Source organism: Pectobacterium sp. S5 (genome assembly GCF_051707265.1).
Lineage (GTDB): Bacteria > Pseudomonadota > Gammaproteobacteria > Enterobacterales > Enterobacteriaceae > Pectobacterium > Pectobacterium polare.
This window is the reverse complement of record NZ_JAULSZ010000006.1, coordinates 121,811-142,954: the sequence shown is the minus strand read 5'-3', so window position 1 is coordinate 142,954 and position 21,144 is coordinate 121,811. Positions and strand designations below refer to the sequence as shown.

15 protein-coding genes are annotated in these 21,144 nt (G+C 52.5%); 10 read left to right on the top strand and 5 right to left on the bottom strand.

Translation table 11 applies throughout. From position 1 onward, the window contains the following. Positions 1–5: 5 nt before the first annotated feature. The 6 genes from glyS (at position 6) to QWJ20_RS19185 (ending at position 7,937) form a co-directional block, all read left to right on the top strand. On the top strand, positions 6–2,075 hold the full coding sequence (glyS, locus tag QWJ20_RS19210; RefSeq protein WP_433993246.1) for a glycine--tRNA ligase subunit beta: 2,070 nt from the start codon (positions 6–8) through the stop codon (positions 2,073–2,075). A 328-nt stretch (positions 2,076–2,403) separates the two neighbouring features. Further along, on the top strand, positions 2,404–3,120 hold the full coding sequence (locus QWJ20_RS19205; RefSeq protein WP_226301072.1) for a DUF3053 domain-containing protein: 717 nt from the start codon (positions 2,404–2,406) through the stop codon (positions 3,118–3,120). 435 nt (positions 3,121–3,555) lie between these two features. Beyond that, the gene (locus QWJ20_RS19200) at positions 3,556–5,466 is read left to right on the top strand and encodes a PTS mannitol transporter subunit IICBA (RefSeq protein WP_174877814.1); all 1,911 of its coding nucleotides are present in this window, start codon (positions 3,556–3,558) and stop codon (positions 5,464–5,466) included. A 61-nt stretch (positions 5,467–5,527) separates the two neighbouring features. After that, on the top strand, positions 5,528–6,676 hold the full coding sequence (locus QWJ20_RS19195; protein ID WP_174877813.1) for a mannitol-1-phosphate 5-dehydrogenase: 1,149 nt from the start codon (positions 5,528–5,530) through the stop codon (positions 6,674–6,676). Between the two features lie 117 nt (positions 6,677–6,793). Continuing rightward, positions 6,794–7,360, top strand: coding sequence for an MltR family transcriptional regulator (locus QWJ20_RS19190; protein ID WP_141210017.1), 567 nt, complete (start codon positions 6,794–6,796; stop codon positions 7,358–7,360). Between the two features lie 214 nt (positions 7,361–7,574). Continuing rightward, positions 7,575–7,937 carry a YibL family ribosome-associated protein gene (locus QWJ20_RS19185; RefSeq protein ID WP_039483242.1) on the top strand — a complete coding sequence of 121 codons (363 nt, stop codon included), beginning with the start codon at positions 7,575–7,577 and terminating at the stop codon, positions 7,935–7,937. A 99-nt stretch (positions 7,938–8,036) separates the two neighbouring features. Here the strand turns inward: QWJ20_RS19185 and QWJ20_RS19180 are convergent, their stop codons facing one another. The 3 genes from QWJ20_RS19180 to fdhD form a co-directional block, all read right to left on the bottom strand. Further along, positions 8,037–9,929 carry a methyl-accepting chemotaxis protein gene (locus tag QWJ20_RS19180; protein WP_433993245.1) on the bottom strand — a complete coding sequence of 631 codons (1,893 nt, stop codon included), beginning with the start codon at positions 9,927–9,929 and terminating at the stop codon, positions 8,037–8,039. Between the two features lie 378 nt (positions 9,930–10,307). Then, on the bottom strand, positions 10,308–10,934 hold the full coding sequence (sodA, locus tag QWJ20_RS19175) for a superoxide dismutase [Mn] (protein ID WP_095993198.1): 627 nt from the start codon (positions 10,932–10,934) through the stop codon (positions 10,308–10,310). Between the two features lie 235 nt (positions 10,935–11,169). Next, entirely contained in the window at positions 11,170–12,003 is an 834-nt protein-coding gene (fdhD, locus tag QWJ20_RS19170; protein WP_174866974.1) for a formate dehydrogenase accessory sulfurtransferase FdhD, read from the bottom strand. Positions 12,004–12,349: 346 nt separating this feature from the next. Between fdhD and exaC the strand changes: the two genes are divergently transcribed. Further along, positions 12,350–13,885, top strand: a complete 1,536-nt coding sequence (gene exaC, locus QWJ20_RS19165; RefSeq protein ID WP_433993244.1) for an acetaldehyde dehydrogenase ExaC — start codon at positions 12,350–12,352, stop codon at positions 13,883–13,885. Between the two features lie 219 nt (positions 13,886–14,104). Then, positions 14,105–15,097: an acyltransferase gene (locus QWJ20_RS19160; protein WP_174870679.1), complete on the top strand. Its 993-nt coding sequence runs from the start codon at positions 14,105–14,107 to the stop codon at positions 15,095–15,097. Positions 15,098–15,254: 157 nt separating this feature from the next. Here the strand turns inward: QWJ20_RS19160 and xylB are convergent, their stop codons facing one another. Next, positions 15,255–16,709, bottom strand: a complete 1,455-nt coding sequence (gene xylB / locus QWJ20_RS19155; RefSeq protein ID WP_433993243.1) for a xylulokinase — start codon at positions 16,707–16,709, stop codon at positions 15,255–15,257. A 73-nt stretch (positions 16,710–16,782) separates the two neighbouring features. Beyond that, complete coding sequence (gene xylA / locus QWJ20_RS19150) at positions 16,783–18,102, bottom strand: xylose isomerase (protein ID WP_433993242.1); 1,320 nt, start codon at positions 18,100–18,102, stop codon at positions 16,783–16,785. A gap of 352 nt (positions 18,103–18,454) precedes the next feature. Between xylA and xylF the strand changes: the two genes are divergently transcribed. Both xylF and QWJ20_RS19140 read left to right on the top strand, forming a co-directional pair. Continuing rightward, positions 18,455–19,450 (top strand): D-xylose ABC transporter substrate-binding protein, encoded by a 996-nt coding sequence (xylF, locus tag QWJ20_RS19145; protein WP_039483224.1) that lies wholly within the window; start codon positions 18,455–18,457, stop codon positions 19,448–19,450. A gap of 136 nt (positions 19,451–19,586) precedes the next feature. Further along, entirely contained in the window at positions 19,587–21,128 is a 1,542-nt protein-coding gene (locus tag QWJ20_RS19140; RefSeq protein ID WP_433993281.1) for a xylose ABC transporter ATP-binding protein, read from the top strand. Positions 21,129–21,144: the final 16 nt, after the last annotated feature.

The window sequence follows — 21,144 nt, the reverse complement described above, 5'->3', positions numbered from 1 at the left end:
CAGCCATGACTGACAAGACTTTTCTGGTGGAAATTGGCACGGAAGAGCTGCCGCCGAAGGCTCTCCGTAATCTGGCAGAATCCTTTGCCGCTAATTTCACGGCGGAGCTGGATGCCGCCAATCTGGCACACGGTGACGTAAGCTGGTTTGCTGCACCGCGCCGTCTGGCGCTGAAAGTGGCACGCTTAAGCGCTTCTCAGCCCGATCGTGAAGTAGAAAAACGTGGTCCGGCGATTTCACAAGCGTTTGATGCTGAAGGCAAACCAACCAAAGCGGCAGAAGGCTGGGCGCGTGGCTGTGGTATCACCGTTGAGCAAGCTGAACGTTTGACGACCGACAAAGGCGAATGGCTGCTGTATCGTGCCCACGCGAAAGGCGAACAGGCACAGGCGCTGCTGGCTGGCATGGTAAGCACCGCATTATCGAAGCTGCCGATTCCAAAATTGATGCGCTGGAGCGACAAAGAAACGCAGTTTGTGCGTCCGGTGCACACGGTAACCATGCTGCTGGGTGAAGAACTGATCCCCGGTCAGGTATTGGGTATCAATTCTGCTCGTACTATTCGCGGTCACCGTTTTATGGGCGAATCTGAATTTACGATCGATAACGCCGAACAGTATCCGCAGATTTTGCTGGAGCGCGGTAAAGTCGTCGCCGACTACGATACGCGTAAAGCTAAAATCAAAGCTGATGCAGAAGAAGCTGCACGCAAGATTGGCGGCAATGCCGATCTGAGCGAGAGCCTGCTGGAAGAAGTCACTTCGCTGGTGGAATGGCCAGTGGTGCTGACTGCGAAATTTGAAGAAAAATTCCTCGCTGTGCCGTCCGAAGCGCTGGTTTACACCATGAAAGGTGACCAGAAGTATTTCCCGGTTTACGACAACAGCGGCAATCTGCTACCAAACTTCATCTTTGTTGCCAATATCGAATCCAAAGATCCACAGCAGATTATTTCCGGTAACGAAAAAGTGGTGCGCCCGCGTCTGGCTGACGCCGAATTCTTCTTCAATACCGACCGTAAGAAGCGTTTGGAAGATCATCTGCCGCGTCTGGAAACCGTCTTGTTCCAGCAGCAGTTAGGTTCATTGCGCGACAAAACTGATCGTATTCAGGCGTTGGCTGGCTGGGTTGCTGGTCAGATTGGTGCTGATGTGAATCACGCGACGCGTGCGGGTCTGCTGTCCAAGTGTGACCTGATGACCAACATGGTGTTCGAATTCACCGACACGCAGGGCGTGATGGGGATGCACTATGCGCGTCATGATGGCGAAGCGGAAGATGTTGCCGTTGCGCTGAATGAGCAGTATCAGCCGCGCTTTGCGGGTGATGAACTGCCGTCTTCTGCGGTGGCGTGTGCGCTGGCGATTGCCGACAAAATGGATTCGCTGGCAGGGATTTTTGGTATCGGCCAACATCCTAAAGGCGACAAAGACCCGTTTGCGCTGCGTCGTGCCGCCCTCGGTGTGCTGCGCATCATCGTCGAAAAACGTCTGCCGCTGGATTTGCAGACGCTGGCCGAAGAAGCGGTGCGTTTGTATGGCGATAAGCTGTCTAATGCCAAGGTTGTGGATGACGTGATTGAGTTTATGCTCGGTCGTTTCCGTGCCTGGTATCAGGAAGAGGGCCACAGCGTGGATACCATTCAGGCGGTATTGGCGCGTCGTCCTACCCGTCCGGCTGATTTCGATGCCCGCGTGAAAGCCGTCAGCCACTTCCGTTCGCTGGATGCCGCAGCGGCGCTGGCAGCGGCTAACAAGCGCGTTTCCAACATTCTGGCGAAGTCTACCGATACGCTGAATGAGAGCGTCAATGCTGCCGTATTGAAAGACGCGGCAGAAATTACGCTGGCTACGCACCTTGTCGTGCTGCGCGACAAACTGACGCCGCTGTTCGCTGAAGGTCGCTATCAGGAAGCGTTGGTTGAGCTGGCCTCACTGCGTGAGCCTGTCGATGCGTTCTTCGATCAGGTGATGGTCATGGCGGAAGATGAGCAGGTTCGAGTGAACCGCCTGACGCTGCTGAGCCAACTGCGTGAGCTGTTCTTGCAGGTTGCAGATATCTCCGTCCTGCAATAACGACAATAGCATTACGTAATCCCAACCCCCGAGTCGGTTCGCCCGTTCGGGGGTTATTTTTTTCCGCGTCGCAAAACGTCCCGCCTTACCCTACGGTTTCGATCCGTATCGACTGACTACCCCGTTGGTAAAATCCGATGGTCGTCCCGCGTCTCTCGATGCTTAAACAATCGGTATTCGTTGTCAGACCTGGCCTTTTTCTGCACAGCCAGCCTGATTCGACTATGCTTATGTCGTAGAAAATCTTGTCATGGAAAATCCGTCGTCAGCGTGTTTTTGTCTGAGTAAAGCACGGCTGGCGGGGCAGTAAGCATAACAGGAGTAGGGAATGAGAAGGCTGATGACGTACCGTTCACGCTGGCTATTGCCAGTTCTGGTTATTCTGGCGGCATTGCAGTTGGCTGCCTGTGGTGACAGCGAAGCCGATCAGCGGAAGGCATTCGTTGCGTTCCTGCAAAGCGTGCAGTCGCAGCAGGATGGGAAATTACCGACATTGACGGAAGAGCAGAAGAAGAGTTTTGGCAATTTCACCAACGATTACGCGATTTTAACCACCTTTTCTCAGCAGTTTAATCAGGCGGTGTCCGGCAGTTTGACGCCGATGCTGGGGCAAATTTCCCGCATTCGCGTCCCTAAAGACTATCTGACGCAGCGTGACGACCTTCGCCAATCCATCGGGGCAATGAACCTGTTGAGCCAGCATGTGCAGGCGGCGAAAGTGCAGGCGGACAACGCCCACCGGCTGCTAAAACAGCCCGAAGAGGTGCAGATACCCTATGAGCGGTTGTATGCACGCACGGTAATACAGCCCACCAACGCGCTGTTACCCGCCATTCCGAATGCGATTGCCTTCGCACAAAGCCTGATTCAGATCGGCGATTTCCTTCAGGCTCAGGGCGATCAGGCTGTGTTTAATGGCGCGTCTGTGCAATTCCGTACGCCGCAACAGGTGGCGCAATATAACAGCATGGTGGCAGCGCTACCTCTACAGCAGCAGAATTTAATGAATGCGCTCAGAGGAATAACTGGCGTGAATTATCCCTAGCCGTGTCGGCCCCGACGCTTTAGCGATGCGATAGGGCAGAGAGGCATTCTGGATAAGATGTGTGTGGCTGGTGAGAAGGCAAAAATAAATTGTGATTAACATCACATAAATAAAACAAATACAGGGCTTTAAAGTGTGATTCAAGTCACATATAAGGCGCGGTGTTTGTCTAAAAATCTGTTTAGTTTTTCATTTTTAACGGTTTTTTGTGAAGTAAATCACCTATTTGTATCGTTGATGTAGGGTGGTTGTGTGATTTTTGTCACGTTACCGCCATGGAGTTGCGGTATGAAAACAGCGTGTTAGAGTCCGCGCTGCATACAGTAATAATGACGGAAGTCTTCTTGTGGTAATCGGTGTTTTTATTGCCACGCCGTCTCACGATAATTACCACGCGCTCTTATTGTCAGCGCGTTTCAATAGGGGTGTGTTTTTATGCTTTCACCAGATATTAAGATCAAGGTGCAAAACTTTGGTCGCTTCCTCAGTAATATGGTGATGCCCAACATTGGCGCATTTATCGCCTGGGGTATTATTACCGCGCTGTTTATCCCTACCGGCTGGTTCCCCAATGAAACATTGGCGAAGCTCGTCGGTCCGATGATTACCTATTTGCTGCCATTGCTGATTGGTTATACCGGCGGACGTCTGGTATTCGGTGAGCGTGGCGGTGTGGTGGGTGCCATTACGACGATGGGTGTGATCGTCGGGACGGATATCCCGATGTTCCTCGGTGCCATGATTGTGGGCCCGTTGGGCGGCTGGACGATCAAACGTTTTGACCGCATGGTCGACGGTAAAATCAAGAGCGGCTTTGAAATGCTGGTCAACAACTTCTCTGCCGGTATCATCGGTATGTTGTTGGCAATTCTGTCGTTTTTGGCAATTGGTCCGCTGGTTGAAGTCTTCTCTCAGGTGCTGGCTTCCGGCGTTAACCTGATGGTACAGAACAACCTGCTGCCGCTTACGTCCATCTTCGTTGAACCGGCGAAAATCCTGTTCCTGAACAACGCCATTAACCACGGTATCTTCTCACCGCTGGGCATTCAGCAGGCGACGGAAACCGGCAAGTCTATTTTCTTCTTGATCGAAGCGAACCCAGGCCCGGGTATGGGCGTGCTGATGGCTTACATGTTCTTCGGTCGTGGTAACGCGAAAGAGTCAGCACCAGGTGCGGCGATTATCCACTTCCTGGGCGGGATTCACGAAATCTACTTCCCTTATGTGCTGATGAATCCGCGTCTGATTATTGCGGTGATTCTGGGTGGGATGACCGGCGTGTTTACGCTGAGCGTGCTGGGCGGCGGTTTGGTTTCTCCTGCGTCTCCAGGTTCCATTCTGGCGGTGCTGGCGATGACGCCAAAAGGCGCTTACTTCGCTAACCTCGCGGCCATCGCAGCGGCTTTCGCGGTGTCCTTCCTTGTGTCGGCGATTCTGCTGAAAAGCACCAAGCAAAAAGAAGAAGACCTGGGCGATGCAACGCGCCGCATGCAGGAAATGAAAGCGTCTTCTAAAGGCACGGCGACTAACGCTGGTGTCAGCGGTGATATGAGCACCGTGCGTAAAATCATCGTAGCGTGTGACGCCGGTATGGGTTCCAGCGCGATGGGTGCGGGTGTGCTGCGCAAGAAAGTTCAGGATGCCGGGCTGACCAACATTTCGGTGACTAACAGCGCGATCAATAGTCTGCCGGACGATGTCGATCTGGTGATTACGCACCGAGATCTGACCGAACGTGCGATGCGTCATGCGCCGCAGGCACAGCACATTTCTCTGACTAACTTCCTTGATAGCGGTCTGTATAGCGATCTGGTAGCACGTCTTACCGCAGCACAGGGTGCCGTGAAGTCTGAAGCCGTCGTGACGCCAGCACCTGCTGCTGTAGCCGACGCACCGACTAACCTGTTCCAACTGGGTGCAGGCAATGTGTTCCTGAATCAGCATGCGACAGACAAAGAGCAGGCAATCCGTTTCGCCGGTGAGCAACTGGTGAAAGGCGGCTATGTCGAGCCTGCGTATGTTGAAGCGATGTTGGAACGTGAAAAGCTGACCTCCACCTATCTGGGCGAGTCGATTGCTGTGCCGCACGGCACGATTGAAGCGAAAGACCGCGTGCTGAAAACGGGCGTTGTCTTCTGCCAATATCCTGAAGGCGTTCGCTTTGGCGATGAAGAAGATGAGGTTGCGCGTCTGGTTATCGGTATTGCCGCTCGCAACAACGAACATATTCAGGTCATCACCAGTCTGACCAACGCGCTGGATGATGATGCCGTCATTGAACGTCTGGCACAAACCCAGGATGTTCAGGAAGTACTCGACTTACTCTCCGGTAAAAAGAGTGCCTAATTGATGTGGCTAGGGCCGCCTGCGGGCGGCCTCTTTTTATGTTTTTTTAAGGTTATGTCTCATGAAAGCATTACACTTTGGCGCGGGTAATATTGGCCGTGGGTTTATTGGAAAATTGTTGGCTGATGCCAACGTCGAACTGACATTCGCTGACGTCAATCAACCGCTGTTGGATGCCCTGAACAGCCGTACAAGCTATACGGTGCGGATTGTCGGTGATAACACGCAGGTTGATACCGTTAGCAACGTTAGCGCCGTTCACAGCGGCAGCCAGGATGCTGTCGCGCTGATTGCCGTGGCCGACCTGGTGACGACCGCTGTGGGGCCGCAGATTCTGGAAAAAATCGCCGGAACTATCGCTCAGGGGCTGGTTAAGCGTCATAACGACGGCAATACCCGGCCGTTGAACATTATTGCCTGTGAAAATATGGTGCGTGGCACCAGCCAGTTAAAACAGCATGTGTTGAAACTGCTGCCGGAAGGCCATCAGGAATGGGTTGTTGAGCATGTCGGATTCGTGGATTCCGCCGTGGATCGCATTGTTCCCCCTTCCGAAGCGGGTAGCGATGATGTGCTGGCGGTGACGGTAGAAACCTTCAGCGAATGGATTGTCGATAAAACCCAGTTCTGCGGTGAACCGCCAGCGATTCCCGGTATGGAACTGACCGACAACCTGATGGCGTTTGTCGAGCGTAAGCTCTTCACGCTGAACACTGGCCATGCGATTACGGCCTACCTCGGCCAGCAGGCGCGTCATCAAACGATTCGTGATGCGATTCTCGACCCGAAAGTCAGAGCCGTGGTTAAAGGCGCAATGGAAGAGAGCGGTGCGGTACTCATCAAACGCTACGGTTTTGATGCAGAGAAGCACGCTGCCTATATCAACAAGATTCTCAGCCGCTTTGAAAACCCGCATCTGCACGATGACGTAGAGCGCGTTGGCCGTCAGCCGCTGCGCAAGCTGAGTGCGGGCGACCGTCTGATCAAGCCGCTGCTCGGCACGCTGGAATACCAGTTGCCGCATGACAACCTGATTACCGGCATTGCCGCCGCGATGCATTATCGCAGTGAACAGGATCCGCAGGCGCTGGAACTGGCTGAATTAATCCGTACTCTGGGGCCGCAGGCGGCGCTGGTGCAGATTTCTGGTCTGGATGCTGACAGCGAGGTTGTCGCGCAAGCAGTGAATGTGTATAACGCCATGCAGTAATCGGCGTGTCTCGTCATCAGGCAGGTGTGGTCTTTTCGACACGGTGTAAGGTATACGGGCGACGTCGGGGATAGGATGTCGCCACACCTGCCGGTAAGCATGCTGCCGAGATGGGGGATGCTGTGGGCGGGGTTAAAAGGTCGAGAAGTGACGATGGAAGAAACACAGGCGTTTGAAAACCGGGTTCTGGAAGCGCTGAACTCAGGGAAGACCGTGCGCGATTTTATGCTCTGCGCCGTCGAATTGCTGGCTGAAGCGGTCAGTATCCTGATGTTGCAGGTGTTCCGTAAGGATGATTATGCGGTGAAATATGCCGTTGAACCCCTGATGACGGGAACGGGCCCGCTGGGCGACCTTTCCGTGCGCCTGAAACTGATTTATGGCTTGGGAATGATCAGCCGTAAAGAGTATGAAGATGCGGAACTGTTAATGGCGCTGGGCGAAGAGCTAGCACATGACGATCGGCATTACCGTTTTACCGATGATGAAATTCTGGGGCCTATCGGCGAGCTGCACTGCGTGGCGGCGTTGCCTACAGAGCCTGCCTTGCCGCCGGGGGCAGACGCTGCCGATCCGCTTTTGGTGAGTATGCAGCGGCAGCGTTATCAGCAGATGGTGCGTTCCACGCTGGTGCTATCCCTGACCACATTGATTGCGCAAATCAGTCTGAAAAAGGCGTTTTAATCCCACTCTGTTTTATTACGTCACTGCATCATGTCAGGCGTTTATACTTGCTATCCTTCACGCGGCATAGGTGTGGCTGGTCTTACTCAACGCAGTCACTTACCCGAGTAAGCTCCGGGGGGCGTGCGGTTCCCGCCTTCACGCAACTCGAATTATTTAGCGTATAGTGTATGCTGTGCCCCGCATTATTCTCCCGTTATATAGGTTATCTTTTATGAAAGAGCAGGAAAAAGCAGAGATCAAACGCCTTAGCGACCAATTGGATAAGCTGACGCATAAGCAGACCACGCTGCTGGAACAAGGTGATGCTGAAGCAATCGCCCTCAATCTGGAGGCCTGCGAGAAGCTAACGGCTGAAATTGAGCGCCTGCGTAACGTGAGAGAACAGAAGCTCAGCAAAGAAGCGCAGAAACTGGCGAACCTGCCTTTCAAACGTGCGATTACTAAAAAAGAGCAAGCTGATATGGGGACGTTGAAGAAAAGCGTTCGCGGTTTGGTGGTAGTGCACCCGATGACGGCTCTGGGGCGCGAGATGGATTTAAAAGAGATGACAGGCTTCGCGCCGAAACCGTTCTAAGGTTTCTTCTCTGCGCAGACCGATGCTGGTGATAGATTCGTTGATGAAGCCCCTGTTTAACAGGGGCTTTGTCGTTTTTAGTACGTTGTAGTGGTGATATTAGCGCGGCGCGTGCAGACGATGCGTTTGGTCGGCAAACGCGATACCCGCTGGGGTGTCATCATGCTGCGAGTTTGCCAGACGGAAGACGGAAACCGCCTGCTTCAGCAGTCTTGCCTGCTCTTCCAGCGAGTCGGCAGCGGCAGAGGATTGTTCAACCAGCGCGGCGTTCTGCTGCGTGGTGCTGTCCATCTCAACAATCGCCTGGCTAACCTGGCTAATTCCGCGGCTTTGCTCATCCGATGCGGTAGCAATTTCACCCATGATGTCATGCACCTGCGTGATAGAGGTGACGATATCATTCATCGTTTTACCGGCATTGCCAACCAGCGTCGCTCCGCGTGATACCTGAGTAACTGATTCAGAGATCAGGCCTTCAATTTCCTTCGCGGCCTGCGAACTGCGTTGGGCAAGACTGCGGACTTCGCTGGCGACAACAGCAAAACCACGGCCTTGTTCACCAGCACGAGCGGCTTCCACCGCAGCGTTCAATGCCAGAATGTTGGTCTGGAAGGCGATGCTGTTGATGACGGACGTGATTTCCGCGATACGCTTAGAGCTGCTCTCAATCGCGGTCATGGTTTGCACCACGTTATTCACCTGCTCGCCACCTTGTTTGGCGGTCTGGGACGCGCTGATTGCCAGCTTGTTGGCGTGGTGTGCGTTGTCTGCGTTTTGCTTAACTGTCGCAGTGAGCTGCTCCATGCTGGCGGCAGTTTGTTCAACGGCGGCTGCCTGTTGCTCGGTACGTGATGACAGGTCCGTGTTGCCTGCGACGATCTCGCTGGATGCGTTAGAAATCTGGCTGACGCCGACGCGAATGTCATCGATCATATTGTGCAGGTTGTCATTCATTTTCGACATTGCACTCATCAACTGACCCAGCTCATCCTTACGAGTTGTGTTGATGGACATGGTGAGATCGCCTGTCGCGATTTTCTCAGCCATGCTCAATGTGTTGCCAAGCGGTGTCGTGATCTGACGTGAAATAAACCAGGAAATCAGCAGACCAAGCAGTAGCGTAATCAGCGCCGTGATGCCCATTTGCAGTGTGGCGCTACGAATATCTTCCTGTGAAGCGGCTAACTGATCGCTGAGTAGTGATGCGATAACGCTGCTCAACTGATCGGCAACCACCCGCATTTGCCTCGCTTGCGCCATTTCTTCCTCATAGGCCGGCATATAGGCCAACACCTGCTCTTCGTAGTTGTTTACGATTGTCAGAACTGGGGCCAGCGTTTCACGTTGTTCGGCAGACAAGCTCTGATACAGGAAGGTTAATGACGTTTGTGCCGCATTAATGGAATCCGTCAGTTTTTCTTCGGACTCTTTGTTGGTCGAGAGTAATAAACCGCGAACATGGTAGCGAACAGCAATTAATTTTTGGTTCAGGTCAGAAAGTAATAATTGAAGATTCGTGCTGTTGTTGTCCGTCTTTAATTGGTCATTGAGCTGTTGCAGGGGAGCTTCTGTTGTTGAAATATTCCAGCTTTTTCTAACGTCATCTTTGGTACTGACTGCATTAATATAATTTTTTTGTTTTTCTTGATAACTAGCAATCAATGTAGGAATGCTGGCTATTTTCTTTGCGTCGTTTTCAGACCAGGTAAATTCTTTTGCTTTTTCTGCGAGTTTATTGACGTTGGCAATATGCTCAACGTTCTTTTTTATATTATCAGAATCATAGGTGGTACCATATAATGCACGGTAATATTTAGCCTGATTAATTTCATCATTGATATTGTTACTTAGATTCACTTTATCAATACTGTCTTTTAGTGAGCCTATATGCATAATACCCGCACCGGCAATCACCATGGTCATCAGCAGAATCAGGAAAAAGCCTAATCCTAATTTTTTACCGACTTTTAGATTATCAAAATTTATAGCCATCCCATTCCACCACTATATCGTATTAAGCCAAATTCACTATCCTGATGCACACTTGACTAGCGGTGTTAGCATCTCGGATTACCGCGTGCCAAGCCAATCCCTGCAAAACAACATGATAAAAACCCGCAGTAGATATCGGCACTCTACTCCGAAACTTTACGCGTCGCCCGCTTTTCGGGCTTGGCGCCTGCGCACGAGCAGATATGAGTAAACAAGGTGATATCACCGCTATTCAACCGGGAGTGCTGATGGGGAATCATGAGGGAAGAGGAACAGAAGATTCGGGGTTAATGTAATAAAAAACTGGAATAACAGACTGTTATTCCAGTTTATACTCAAACGCAGAAGAGGCCTGATGGTATCAGGCAATCAACGGTTTTATTTTTTCGCGCTAGCGAAACGAGCAGCGGCTTCGTCCCAGTTCAACACGTTCCAGAATGCTTTAGCATAAGCTGGACGAAGGTTCTGATATTTCAGGTAGTAAGCGTGCTCCCATACGTCCAGACCGACGATTGGGTAGCCAGACGCACCAGAAACGGCTTCACCCATCAGCGGGCTGTCTTGGTTTGCAGTAGACACGACGGCCAGTTTGCCGTCGTCTTTCAGTACCAGCCACGCCCAGCCAGAACCGAAGCGGGTTGCTGCTGCTTGCTCAAATTTCTCTTTAAACGCATCAACGCTGCCGAAATCACGTTCGATGGCGGCTTTCAGATCGCCAGTCAGCGTCGTGCCTACTTTCAGGCCTTTCCAGAACAGGCTGTGGTTAACGTGGCCACCGGCGTTGTTACGCAGTGCTGTTCTTTTTTCCGCAGGAACTTTATCCAGTTGAGCGATCAGCTCTTCAGCAGACAATGCAGCCAGTTCAGGCAGAGATTCCAGCGCGGCGTTAGCATTATTGACGTAAGCCTGATGGTGTTTGGAATGGTGAATTTCCATCGTTTCTTTGTCGAAATGCGGTTCCAGTGCGTCATAAGCATAAGGCAGCGATGGCAGTGAATAACTCATGTTTAGCATCTCCATGGTAAAAAAAATGTTACGGCACTGTGTTGTTAGTACCGCGTAAGCAATACCTTCATTATAGTTAATTAAATGATATTGAAAATGATTATTCTCGAACGGGTGGCATGAATCAGATTGCTTTACTTCATGATAACAAACGCTTATGTCGTTATTGCACTATGTAAAAACAAATTAATCTATACCCGCCGCCTGCAAAACGCCGCTGCGCTGGCGGTGTCTCTTACGTGCTCAGACGCTGTGGATGCGTGTAGATAGTCGCATGTCCCGGCCGACAAAAACCGACCAGCGTCAGGTTACAGCGCTGTGCGACCTCTACGGCCAGCGAGGTCGCCGCTGAGACAGCAAACAGGATTTCCACGCCACACATGGCGGATTTTTGGACCATCTCATAGCTGGCTCGGCTGGAAACCAGCGCTGCGCCTTGCTGCCACCCCTGTTTCGCTCGGGTACCCAGCAGCTTATCCAGCGCGACATGGCGGCCGACGTCCTCACTCCCCCCGGACAGCGTGCCGTCTGGCGCGACCCAGCTTGCGGCGTGGGTGCAACCCGTCACTTGACCGATCTTCTGCACATCGCGCAGCCGCACCAGTGCATTTTCAAGTTTGCTAATGGAAAATGTCTGCGTGAAGGGCAGAGGCGCGATCGGTTTGCCGATTTCCGCAAGTTGCTCTACGCCACATACGCCGCAGCCTGTGCGGCCATCCATCGCCCGGCGGCGTTCTTTTAGCCCAGCGAAGCGTCGGCTCGAAAGCTCAATCTGTACTTCGATGCCGTTACAGGCGGTCTGTACATCAATGCCGTAGATATCAGCCGGTGATTGAATAATGCCTTCAGATAAGGAAAACCCGAGAGCGAACTCCTCCAGTTCCTTCGGTGAGGCCATCATAACGACATGCGATATGCCGTTATAAACCAACGCAACGGGCACCTCTTCCGCCAGCCAGTCAGACTGTGGCTGATGCAGCGAATCGGGATGATAGACTGAATGTTGCGTTGCGCCTTCAAGGGCGGCATCCGCTGGTAAATGAACCCCTTCCACCTGAAATACCTGCATGTTAGTAACCCTGGAAATTAAAAGTATTATACCCGTCATACTTCAAGTTGCATGTGCGTTGGCTGCGCTAAGTCACCCGAATCACTTACCTGAGTAAGCTCATCGGGATGCCTTCTCTTGCCGCCTGCCTGAAACTCGAATTATTTAGGGTATAACTCACTGTGCCTGAAGGGATGCGACTTTTTCTCGCAAGAAACTGTGCGTTAACTCGAAGAGTTGCCTTCTTCTCTGGCCGAATCCTGTCGCTAACCCCATACCCCGTATAGGCTTAATTTAACTGCTTACTGTTTGCCTCTTTTTTTCACTGCGGCATGGCCGCTCACCCAGAAATGAAAAGGAGACTGAAATGGCGCACGATAATCTCGAAGGCCGATCCGCATCTGGCGAATATGGCTCTCTCAATCTGAAAAAACGCTATGACAATTTTATCGGCGGAGCTTGGGTACCACCTGATGCTGGTCAGTATTTTGTCAATTTGACGCCAGTAACTGGCCAACCGCTGTGTGAAGTGGCCAGTTCGTCAACGCGAGATATTGACCACGCGCTGGATGCCGCTCACAAGGCAAAAGCAGAATGGGGTGGCCTGTCGGTGCAGGAACGCGCGTTGGTGCTTAACCGAATCGCTGACCGGATGGAGCAAAATCTTGAGCTGCTGGCGCAGGTGGAAACTTGGGATAACGGTAAACCGATACGCGAAACCAGCGGGGCAGACGTACCGCTGGCGATTGACCACTTTCGCTATTTCGCGGCCTGTATCCGTGCGCAAGAAGGAGGGATTAGCGAAATTGATGGCGATACCGTGGCCTATCATTTTCATGAGCCGCTCGGCGTTGTCGGGCAAATCATTCCCTGGAACTTCCCGCTGCTAATGGCCTGTTGGAAGATGGCACCAGCGCTGGCTGCCGGTAACTGTATTGTGCTGAAACCCGCCAAACTGACACCGATGTCAGTGCTGATTTTGATGGAGCTGATTCAGGATCTGCTGCCACCAGGTGTCATCAATGTCGTTAATGGATCGGGCAGCGAAATTGGTGAATATCTGGCGACATCGAAACGCGTTGCGAAAGTGGCATTCACCGGATCGACCGAGGTGGGCCAGCAGATCATGAGCTATGCGGCGCAGAACGTGACGCCGGTAACGCTGGAACTGGGCGGCAAATCGCCGAACATCTTCTTTGCCGATGTGATGGACAAGGAAGACAGCTTCTTTGACAAAGTGCTCGAAGGCTTCACGCTGTTTGCCTTCAATCAGGGCGAGGTCTGTACCTGCCCGAGCCGCGCGCTGGTGCAGGAATCTATCTACGATCGCTTTATGGAACGGGCAATCAAGCGCGTTGAGGCTATCCGCATCGGTAACCCACTGGATAGCAAAACGATGATGGGGGCGCAGGTGTCCGCAGGCCAGCTTGACACCATCCTTAACTACATTGATATCGGTAAGAAAGAGGGCGCACGCGTGCTCACGGGCGGCCAGCGCAAAGCGATGCCGAGTGGGCTGGCGGAAGGATACTATCTGGAGCCGACGATCCTGTTCGGTAAAAACAGTATGCGCGTCTTCCAGGAGGAAATTTTCGGACCGGTGCTGGCAGTCACGACCTTTAAAACGATGGATGACGCACTGGAGATAGCCAACGATACGGAATACGGTCTGGGAGCTGGCGTATGGAGCCGCAACGGCAATATCGCCTACCGGATGGGGCGCGGTATTCAGGCTGGGCGCGTTTGGACCAACTGCTATCATGCCTATCCGGCGCATGCGGCGTTCGGAGGTTACAAGCAGTCCGGTATCGGGCGTGAAAACCATAAAATGATGCTGGAACACTATCAGCAAACCAAGTGCCTGTTGGTGAGTTACTCTGATAAGTCGATGGGGCTGTTCTAACACCATACTCCGTAAGATCCTGCGCGCTTGCCATCGGGGTGAGCGCGCATCGCTTTAAATTCATGCGGGTTTTCCGTATGAACCTGCCCTTATCACTCAGACTTTCCCGATTGTTGAGCGCTGGTTGTGGATAGTTGCTGGTTGTTAATAATCGATTGTGTCAGCGCTTAACAACGGCTACGCTGTTTTGAATAGCGCTTTGCTTTCAAGAGGTTGTGCATGACGGATAAGATCGGCTGGATTGATAACCTGCGGGCGCTGGCCTGCATGATGGTCGTTCTGATTCATAGCACAACGTACTATATTACGGCGGGTGGCACGCCGGGCGACGGGCACTGGGATGTGGCGAATATCCTGAATTCTGCCTCGCGCGTCTGCGTTCCGCTGTTTTTCATGATCTCGGGCTATTTATTCTTTGGTGAACGTCGAGCGGGGAAGAAGCATTTTCTGCGTATCGGCTTATGTCTGCTTTTCTACAGTACGGTCGCGCTGATCTATATTGCGACGCTCACGCCGATTAATGGCCTGAATTCACTGCATCATGCGCTGCAAAAACCGATCTTTTATCACTTGTGGTTTTTCTACGCGATTATCGTGATTTATCTGCTTTCCCCACTTATTACCATCAAGCCGGTATCGGGAAAATATTTAGCCGTCTTGATTATCTTGCTGGCCGTTGTCGCTAACCCCAATACGGGGCGAGTGGAATTTGAAGGGTTTAAATTACTGCCCGTGAATCTCTATATTTACGGCGATACGTTTTACTATGTGCTGTACGCCGCGCTGGGGCGTGCGTTGGGCGTGCTGGAAGTACCAAAGAAAGTCGTGCTAGCGGCTATCCCCTTCTTCATTGCGTGTGTCGCGTTGATTGCGATGGGAACGAAGCACCACACATTACTGAACGATACATTCACCCAGACGTTTTACATCTACTGTGGCCCGCTGGTGTTTCTGGCTGCGGTCAGCCTTCTGGTGGTGTTTAAGCATTACGGTAGCCAGCGGATTTTACCGGGCTTTGCCACTATTTCGCGCCACTCGCTGGCGATTTACGGTTTCCACGCGCTGATCATTCATTATCTGCGCACGCATGATGTGATGTTGCCAACTCATCCGGTTCTCAACATCTTCTCTGTTTTCGCCATCGCGCTGGGGGCCAGCCTGCTGCTTTCGATGGCGCTACAGAAAATCGATGTGCGTCGTTGGGTGAGTTGACGATTTGTCCGGCGTACCGGACAAACGGTGCTACATCAGCGGACTATACTCGTCATACTTCAAGTTGCATGTGCGTTGGCTTCAGTCAGTCACCCGAATCACTTACCTGAGTAAGCTCATCGGGATTCCTTCCCTTGCCGCCTGCCTGAAACTCGAATTATTTAGAGTATAAGCTTTGGTAGAGTGCTCTAAATGTACGCCTCCGTTCGGCATAGTCGGCGTGACGCTGGGGATCCGGTTGATGGGTCTGTTCCAGTGGTAGCGGTGGTAGAAGGTCTGCCAGTGGCGTGTGTGGATGCATGGCGATTTGCGCCAGACGTGCGGCACCCAGTGCAGGACCGACATCCCCTCCTGTGCGGTACTCCAGTGTTTGACCACTGATATCTGCCAGCATTTGCCGCCAGTAGGCGCTGCGTGCGCCGCCGCCAATCAGCGTAATGCTATCGGGTTTGAGCCCCGTCATATGCAGTGCATCCATGCCGTCAGCAAGCGCAAATCCCACGCCTTCCAGTACCGCTTTTGCCAGTTCCGGGCGTCCGTGCTGATGGGTGAGTCCCCAGAATGCGCCTTTGGCATCGGGATTATTGTGCGGCGTGCGTTCTCCGGAAAGATAAGGCAAGAACCACACTGGCGTTATAGTGTCATCTGCCGGCTTTGAGGCGATTTCCTGCAACAGCGCGGGAACGCTCTCCGCGTGCGTCAGGCGGGCGACCCAGTCGAGGCAGGATGCGGCGCTTAGCATTACGGACATCAGGTGCCAGGTATTCGGCAATGCGTGGCAGAAACTGTGGACGGCATGCTGCGGGTTGCTGAGAAAGCCGTCGCTGACGGCGAAGTAAACGCCGGATGTGCCGAGAGACAGCATCGCCTGACCGGTTTGATACAGCCCGACGCCAATCGCGCCTGCTGCGTTATCCCCACCGCCAGCAATGACGGGGACGGGCTCCATACCCCAGCGGCTGGCGATGTCAGCTCGCAGATAACCGGTAATCTGGCTGCCTTCATACAGCGTGGGCATATGTTTGCGGCTCAGCGAGCAGGCTTCCAGCAGGGTATCGCTCCAGTCTCTTTTGGCAACGTCTAGCCAAAGCGTTCCAGCCGCATCGGACATATCGCTGGCAAATTCCCCTGTCAGACGCCAGCGGAGATAGTCTTTCGGCAGCAGAACTTTGTCGATTTGGCGAAAGATATCACTTTCATTTTCTTGCACCCATTTCAGCTTGGGCGCGGTAAAGCCCGGCATCATCAGGTTGCCGGTAATCTGACGTGATGTTGGTACCAACTGTTCCAGCGTTCGGCATTGAGCCGCGCTGCGTCCGTCATTCCAGAGAATCGCGGGCCGCAGTACGTTCTGGCGAGCGTCTAGCAAGGTCGCTCCGTGCATTTGCCCGGTCAACCCCAGCGCTTTCGCGGCACGAAGGCTATGTGCTGCCGCCAACCCGTGTAATGCCTGGTCGGTTGCCTGCCACCAGTCTTCAGGCGCTTGCTCCGACCAGAGCGGATGCGGGCGGGAAATGCTCAGCGTGGCGCTATGGCTGGCAACCACCTCGCCTGCTTCATCCAGCAGGATGGCTTTCACACCGGAAGTACCCAGATCAATACCGATATACATAGTGGCTCCTGATAAGCCTCTGCGACAGGGTTTAGTCTGTCGCAGTAGGTGTGGCGTAGATGAGCGTACCGTTTTAGCCAAATAGATGGCGGTTAACCAGATTTTCCAGCAATTCCTGCTGACCACTCTGGTGCTGCGGTGCCAGTTGGTGGCTTTCCGCATAGCGGGTAAGCGATTCCAGCGAGGCCTTACCTTGCAGGATTTGCTGACCCAGTTCCCCGTTCCAGCCCGCATAGCGTTTAGCGACCAACTGATTGAGCTTATCATCTTCAATCATTCTGGCGGCAGCCTTGAGCGCCAGTGCCATCGTATCCATTGCACCGATGTGCGCGTGGAAAAGGTCATAGCGATCGGTGCTCTGACGGCGAACTTTGGCATCAAAGTTCAGGCCACCCGTTGTGAAACCACCCGCTTTGAGAATTTCGTACATGATCAGCGCGTTCTCTTCCACGCTGTTAGGGAACTGATCGGTGTCCCAGCCAAGCTGTGGGTCGCCACGGTTTGCATCGACGGATCCGAAAACGCCCAGCGCGACAGCGGTGGCGATTTCATGGTGGAAGGAATGGCCTGCCAGCGTAGCGTGGTTGGCTTCCACGTTGACTTTAATCTCTTTTTCCAGCCCAAACTGCTTCAGGAAGCCATAAACGGTGGCAACATCATAATCGTATTGGTGTTTGGTCGGTTCCTGCGGCTTTGGTTCGATGAGCAGCGTGCCCTGAAAGCCGATTTTGTGTTTATGCTCGACGACCATCTGCATGAAGCGGCCAATCTGTTCACGTTCCTGACGCAGGTCGGTATTGAGTAGGGTTTCATATCCCTCACGCCCGCCCCACAGCACATAGTTTTCGCCACCCAGTTTTTGGGTCGCGTTCATGGCGGTGAACACCTGCGTGGCGGCCCAGGCAAAGACGTCTGGGTCAGGATTGGTGGCTGCGCCTGCGCCGTAGCGGGGATGGGTGAAACAGTTAGCGGTGCCCCACAGCAGCTTCACACCGCTATCCTGTTGTTTTTCCGCCAGTACATCAGTAATGGCCGCAAAGTTATGCAGATACTCTTTCAGTGAGTTCCCTTCAGGCGCAACATCGACGTCATGAAAGCAGTAGTAAGGCACGCTGAGCTTTTGAAAAAATTCGAATGCGATATCCGCCTTGCGCTTCGCCAGCTCCAGCGCGTCGCCCGACTGCTGCCACGGCCGGGAAAAAGAGCCAACACCGAACATATCCGCGCCGTTCCAGCAGAACGTGTGCCAATACGCGACGGCAAAACGTAAGTGGTCCGCCATACGTTTACCGAGTATTTCCTGATCGGGGTTGTAGTGACGAAAGGCGAAGGAATTGTTGCTTTGGCTACCTTCATAACGGACTTTGTCGATCTGTTCAAAATAGGCTTGCATCGTTAACTCCTTAGAAACCACCCAGACGGAAGAGACGGGAATGTGATTAATTTTCGGAGTGGATGAGTGTTTCCTCAATTACGTTATTTCACACTGAAATTCAGAGAATTATTAAATGTGCGCTGTGTCGCAAAAATAACGGTGTTTTACTCTGAATACGCTTCGCAATAGGTAACAAAATGAAAATGTGACACGACAATAAAATATGACCCGTATCAAAAAACGGAAATTAAACCAAAAAACATAATTGGAGGATAAAAATCTGTAATTGATGGAGGGATGTTTAGCGACAATACTTTGCTGGCGATTGGAGTCTTAGGCCCTGCATCTTAAATAAAAAAGGTACTCTATGATGAAAGTTAACCATTTTTTACTCTCAGCTTGTGCCGTATTCATTCTTGCTTGTCAGCCCGGATTCGCTAAGGACGTTAAAATAGGCATGGCGATTGATGATTTGCGTCTCGAACGCTGGCAGAAAGATCGCGATCTTTTTGTTGAGCAAGCCAAAAAGCAGGGGGCTGATGTTTTTGTTCAATCAGCAAACGGCAATGAAGCGACACAAATTTCTCAAATAGAAAACATGATTAATCGCGGCGTCGATGTATTAGTGATTATTCCTTATAACGGTCAGGTACTTGGTAATGTTATTGCGGAAGCAAAACGTGAGGGAATAAAAGTGCTTGCTTACGATCGCATGATTAATAATGCGGACGTGGATTTTTATATTTCATTTGATAATGAGAAGGTTGGCGAACTACAGGCGAAATATCTCGTCGATAAAGTGCCTGGCGGGAACTATTTCTTAATGGGGGGCTCACCGGTCGATAATAATGCGAAACTGTTTCGTCAGGGGCAAATGAAAGTCCTCACGCCGCTGATCGAGAGTGGGAAAATAAAAGTGGTCGGCGATCAGTGGGTTGATGCCTGGCTACCAGAGAACGCGCTGAAAATTATGGAAAATGCGCTAACGGCGAACAGCAATAAGATTGATGCTGTTGTGGCGTCGAACGATGCCACGGCGGGCGGGGCGATTCAGGCGCTTGCCGCACAGGGATTGGCAGGGAAAGTGGCGATTTCCGGTCAGGATGCCGATCTGGCGGCAATCAAACGTATTGTGGCAGGCACGCAAACCATGACGGTCTATAAGCCGATCAGCAAGCTGGCGAAAGACGCCGCAGATATTGCCGTGGCACTCGGTTCCGATAAAGCCCCGGAATCCAACGCTAAATTAAACAATGGGTTGAAAGACATTCCTTCCTTCTTACTGACCCCGATTCCCGTCGATAAATCCAATATCGATTCCACCGTCATTGCCGATGGCTTCCACAAAAAAGCGGACGTGTATTAACGCACTCCACCGCCAATATACCCTAAATAATTCGAGTTTCAGGATGTAGGAAAGAGGATTACCGAGCCACGACATAACGTTGTGGCTCGCCACTGTCGCAGGCGAGGCCTGAGACACCTGAATCACGGAGGCCATGATGCCGCATCTGTTGGAAATGAAAAACATCACCAAGGCGTTTGGCGCGGTGAAAGCCGTAGACAACGTTAGCCTGATGCTGGACGCGGGTCAGGTCCTGTCGCTGTGTGGCGAGAATGGCTCAGGGAAATCCACCTTAATGAAGGTGCTGTGTGGCATTTACCCGTATGGCAGCTATGACGGGCAGATCGTGTTCTCTGGCGACGAGCTGCGCGCCAACCATATTCGCGATACGGAGCAAAAAGGCATCGCGATCATTCATCAGGAACTGGCGCTGGTGAAAGAGATGACGGTGCTGGAGAACCTCTTTTTGGGCAACGAGTGGACGCGTTTTGGCGTGATGGATTACGACAATATGTACCTCCGCTGCCAGCGCATGCTGGAGCAGGTCAAGCTGGCCGTCGACCCGAATACCAAAGTGGGTGAGCTTGGATTAGGTCAGCAGCAACTGGTTGAAATCGCCAAAGCGCTGAACAAGCAGGTGCGTCTGCTGGTGCTGGATGAACCAACGGCCTCATTGACCGAGCGGGAAACCGCTATCCTGCTGGAGATCATTAAGGATCTGCGCGATCACGGTATTGCCTGCATCTACATCTCGCACAAGCTCAACGAAGTTAAAGCCATTTCCGATGTGATTTGTGTGATTCGCGACGGGAAGCCGATTGGTACGCGTCCGGCTGCTGAGCTGAGCGAAGACCAGATCATCGCCATGATGGTGGGGCGGGAACTGACGGAGCTTTATCCCAATGAACCGCATGTCGTTGGTGCAGAAGTGCTGCGCGTAGAACACCTGACCGCCTGGCACCCTGTGAATCGCCACATTCGTCGGGTGGATGATGTCTCGTTTGCTCTGCACCGAGGTGAAATTCTCGGCATTGCCGGGCTGGTTGGGTCAGGGCGTACCGAGACGGTGCAGTGCCTGTTTGGTGCCTATCACGGCCATTGGCAGGGCGATATCTTCATTGACGGTAAGCCAGTGACCATCAGCAATTGCCAACAGGCGATGGCACTGGGTATTGCGATGGTGCCGGAGGATCGTAAGAAGGACGGTATCGTCCCGGTGATGAGCGTGGCACAGAACATGACGCTGGCGGCACTCGACCAATTTACAGGGGCGTTTTTCATGCTGGATGATGCCCGTGAGCAGGACATCATCCGGCAGTCGCTAGCGAACCTGAAAGTGAAAACCTCCAGCCCGGAACTGGCGATTGCCCGACTAAGCGGCGGCAACCAGCAAAAAGCGGTGCTGGCGAAATGTCTGCTGTTGAACCCCCGCATTCTGATTCTCGATGAACCCACGCGCGGCATCGATATCGGTGCCAAATATGAAATCTATAAGCTCATTAATGCGCTGGTAAAACAGCACATTGCCGTCATTGTTATTTCTTCTGAATTGCCCGAAGTGCTGGGATTGAGCGATCGGGTATTGGTGATGCATCAGGGGCGGATCAAAGCGGATTTGGTCAATCGTGATTTAACCCAGGAACATGTTATGGAAGCTGCATTGAGGAGTGAATATCGTGCTGAAAACATCGCAGTCTGAACAACGACATATCGCC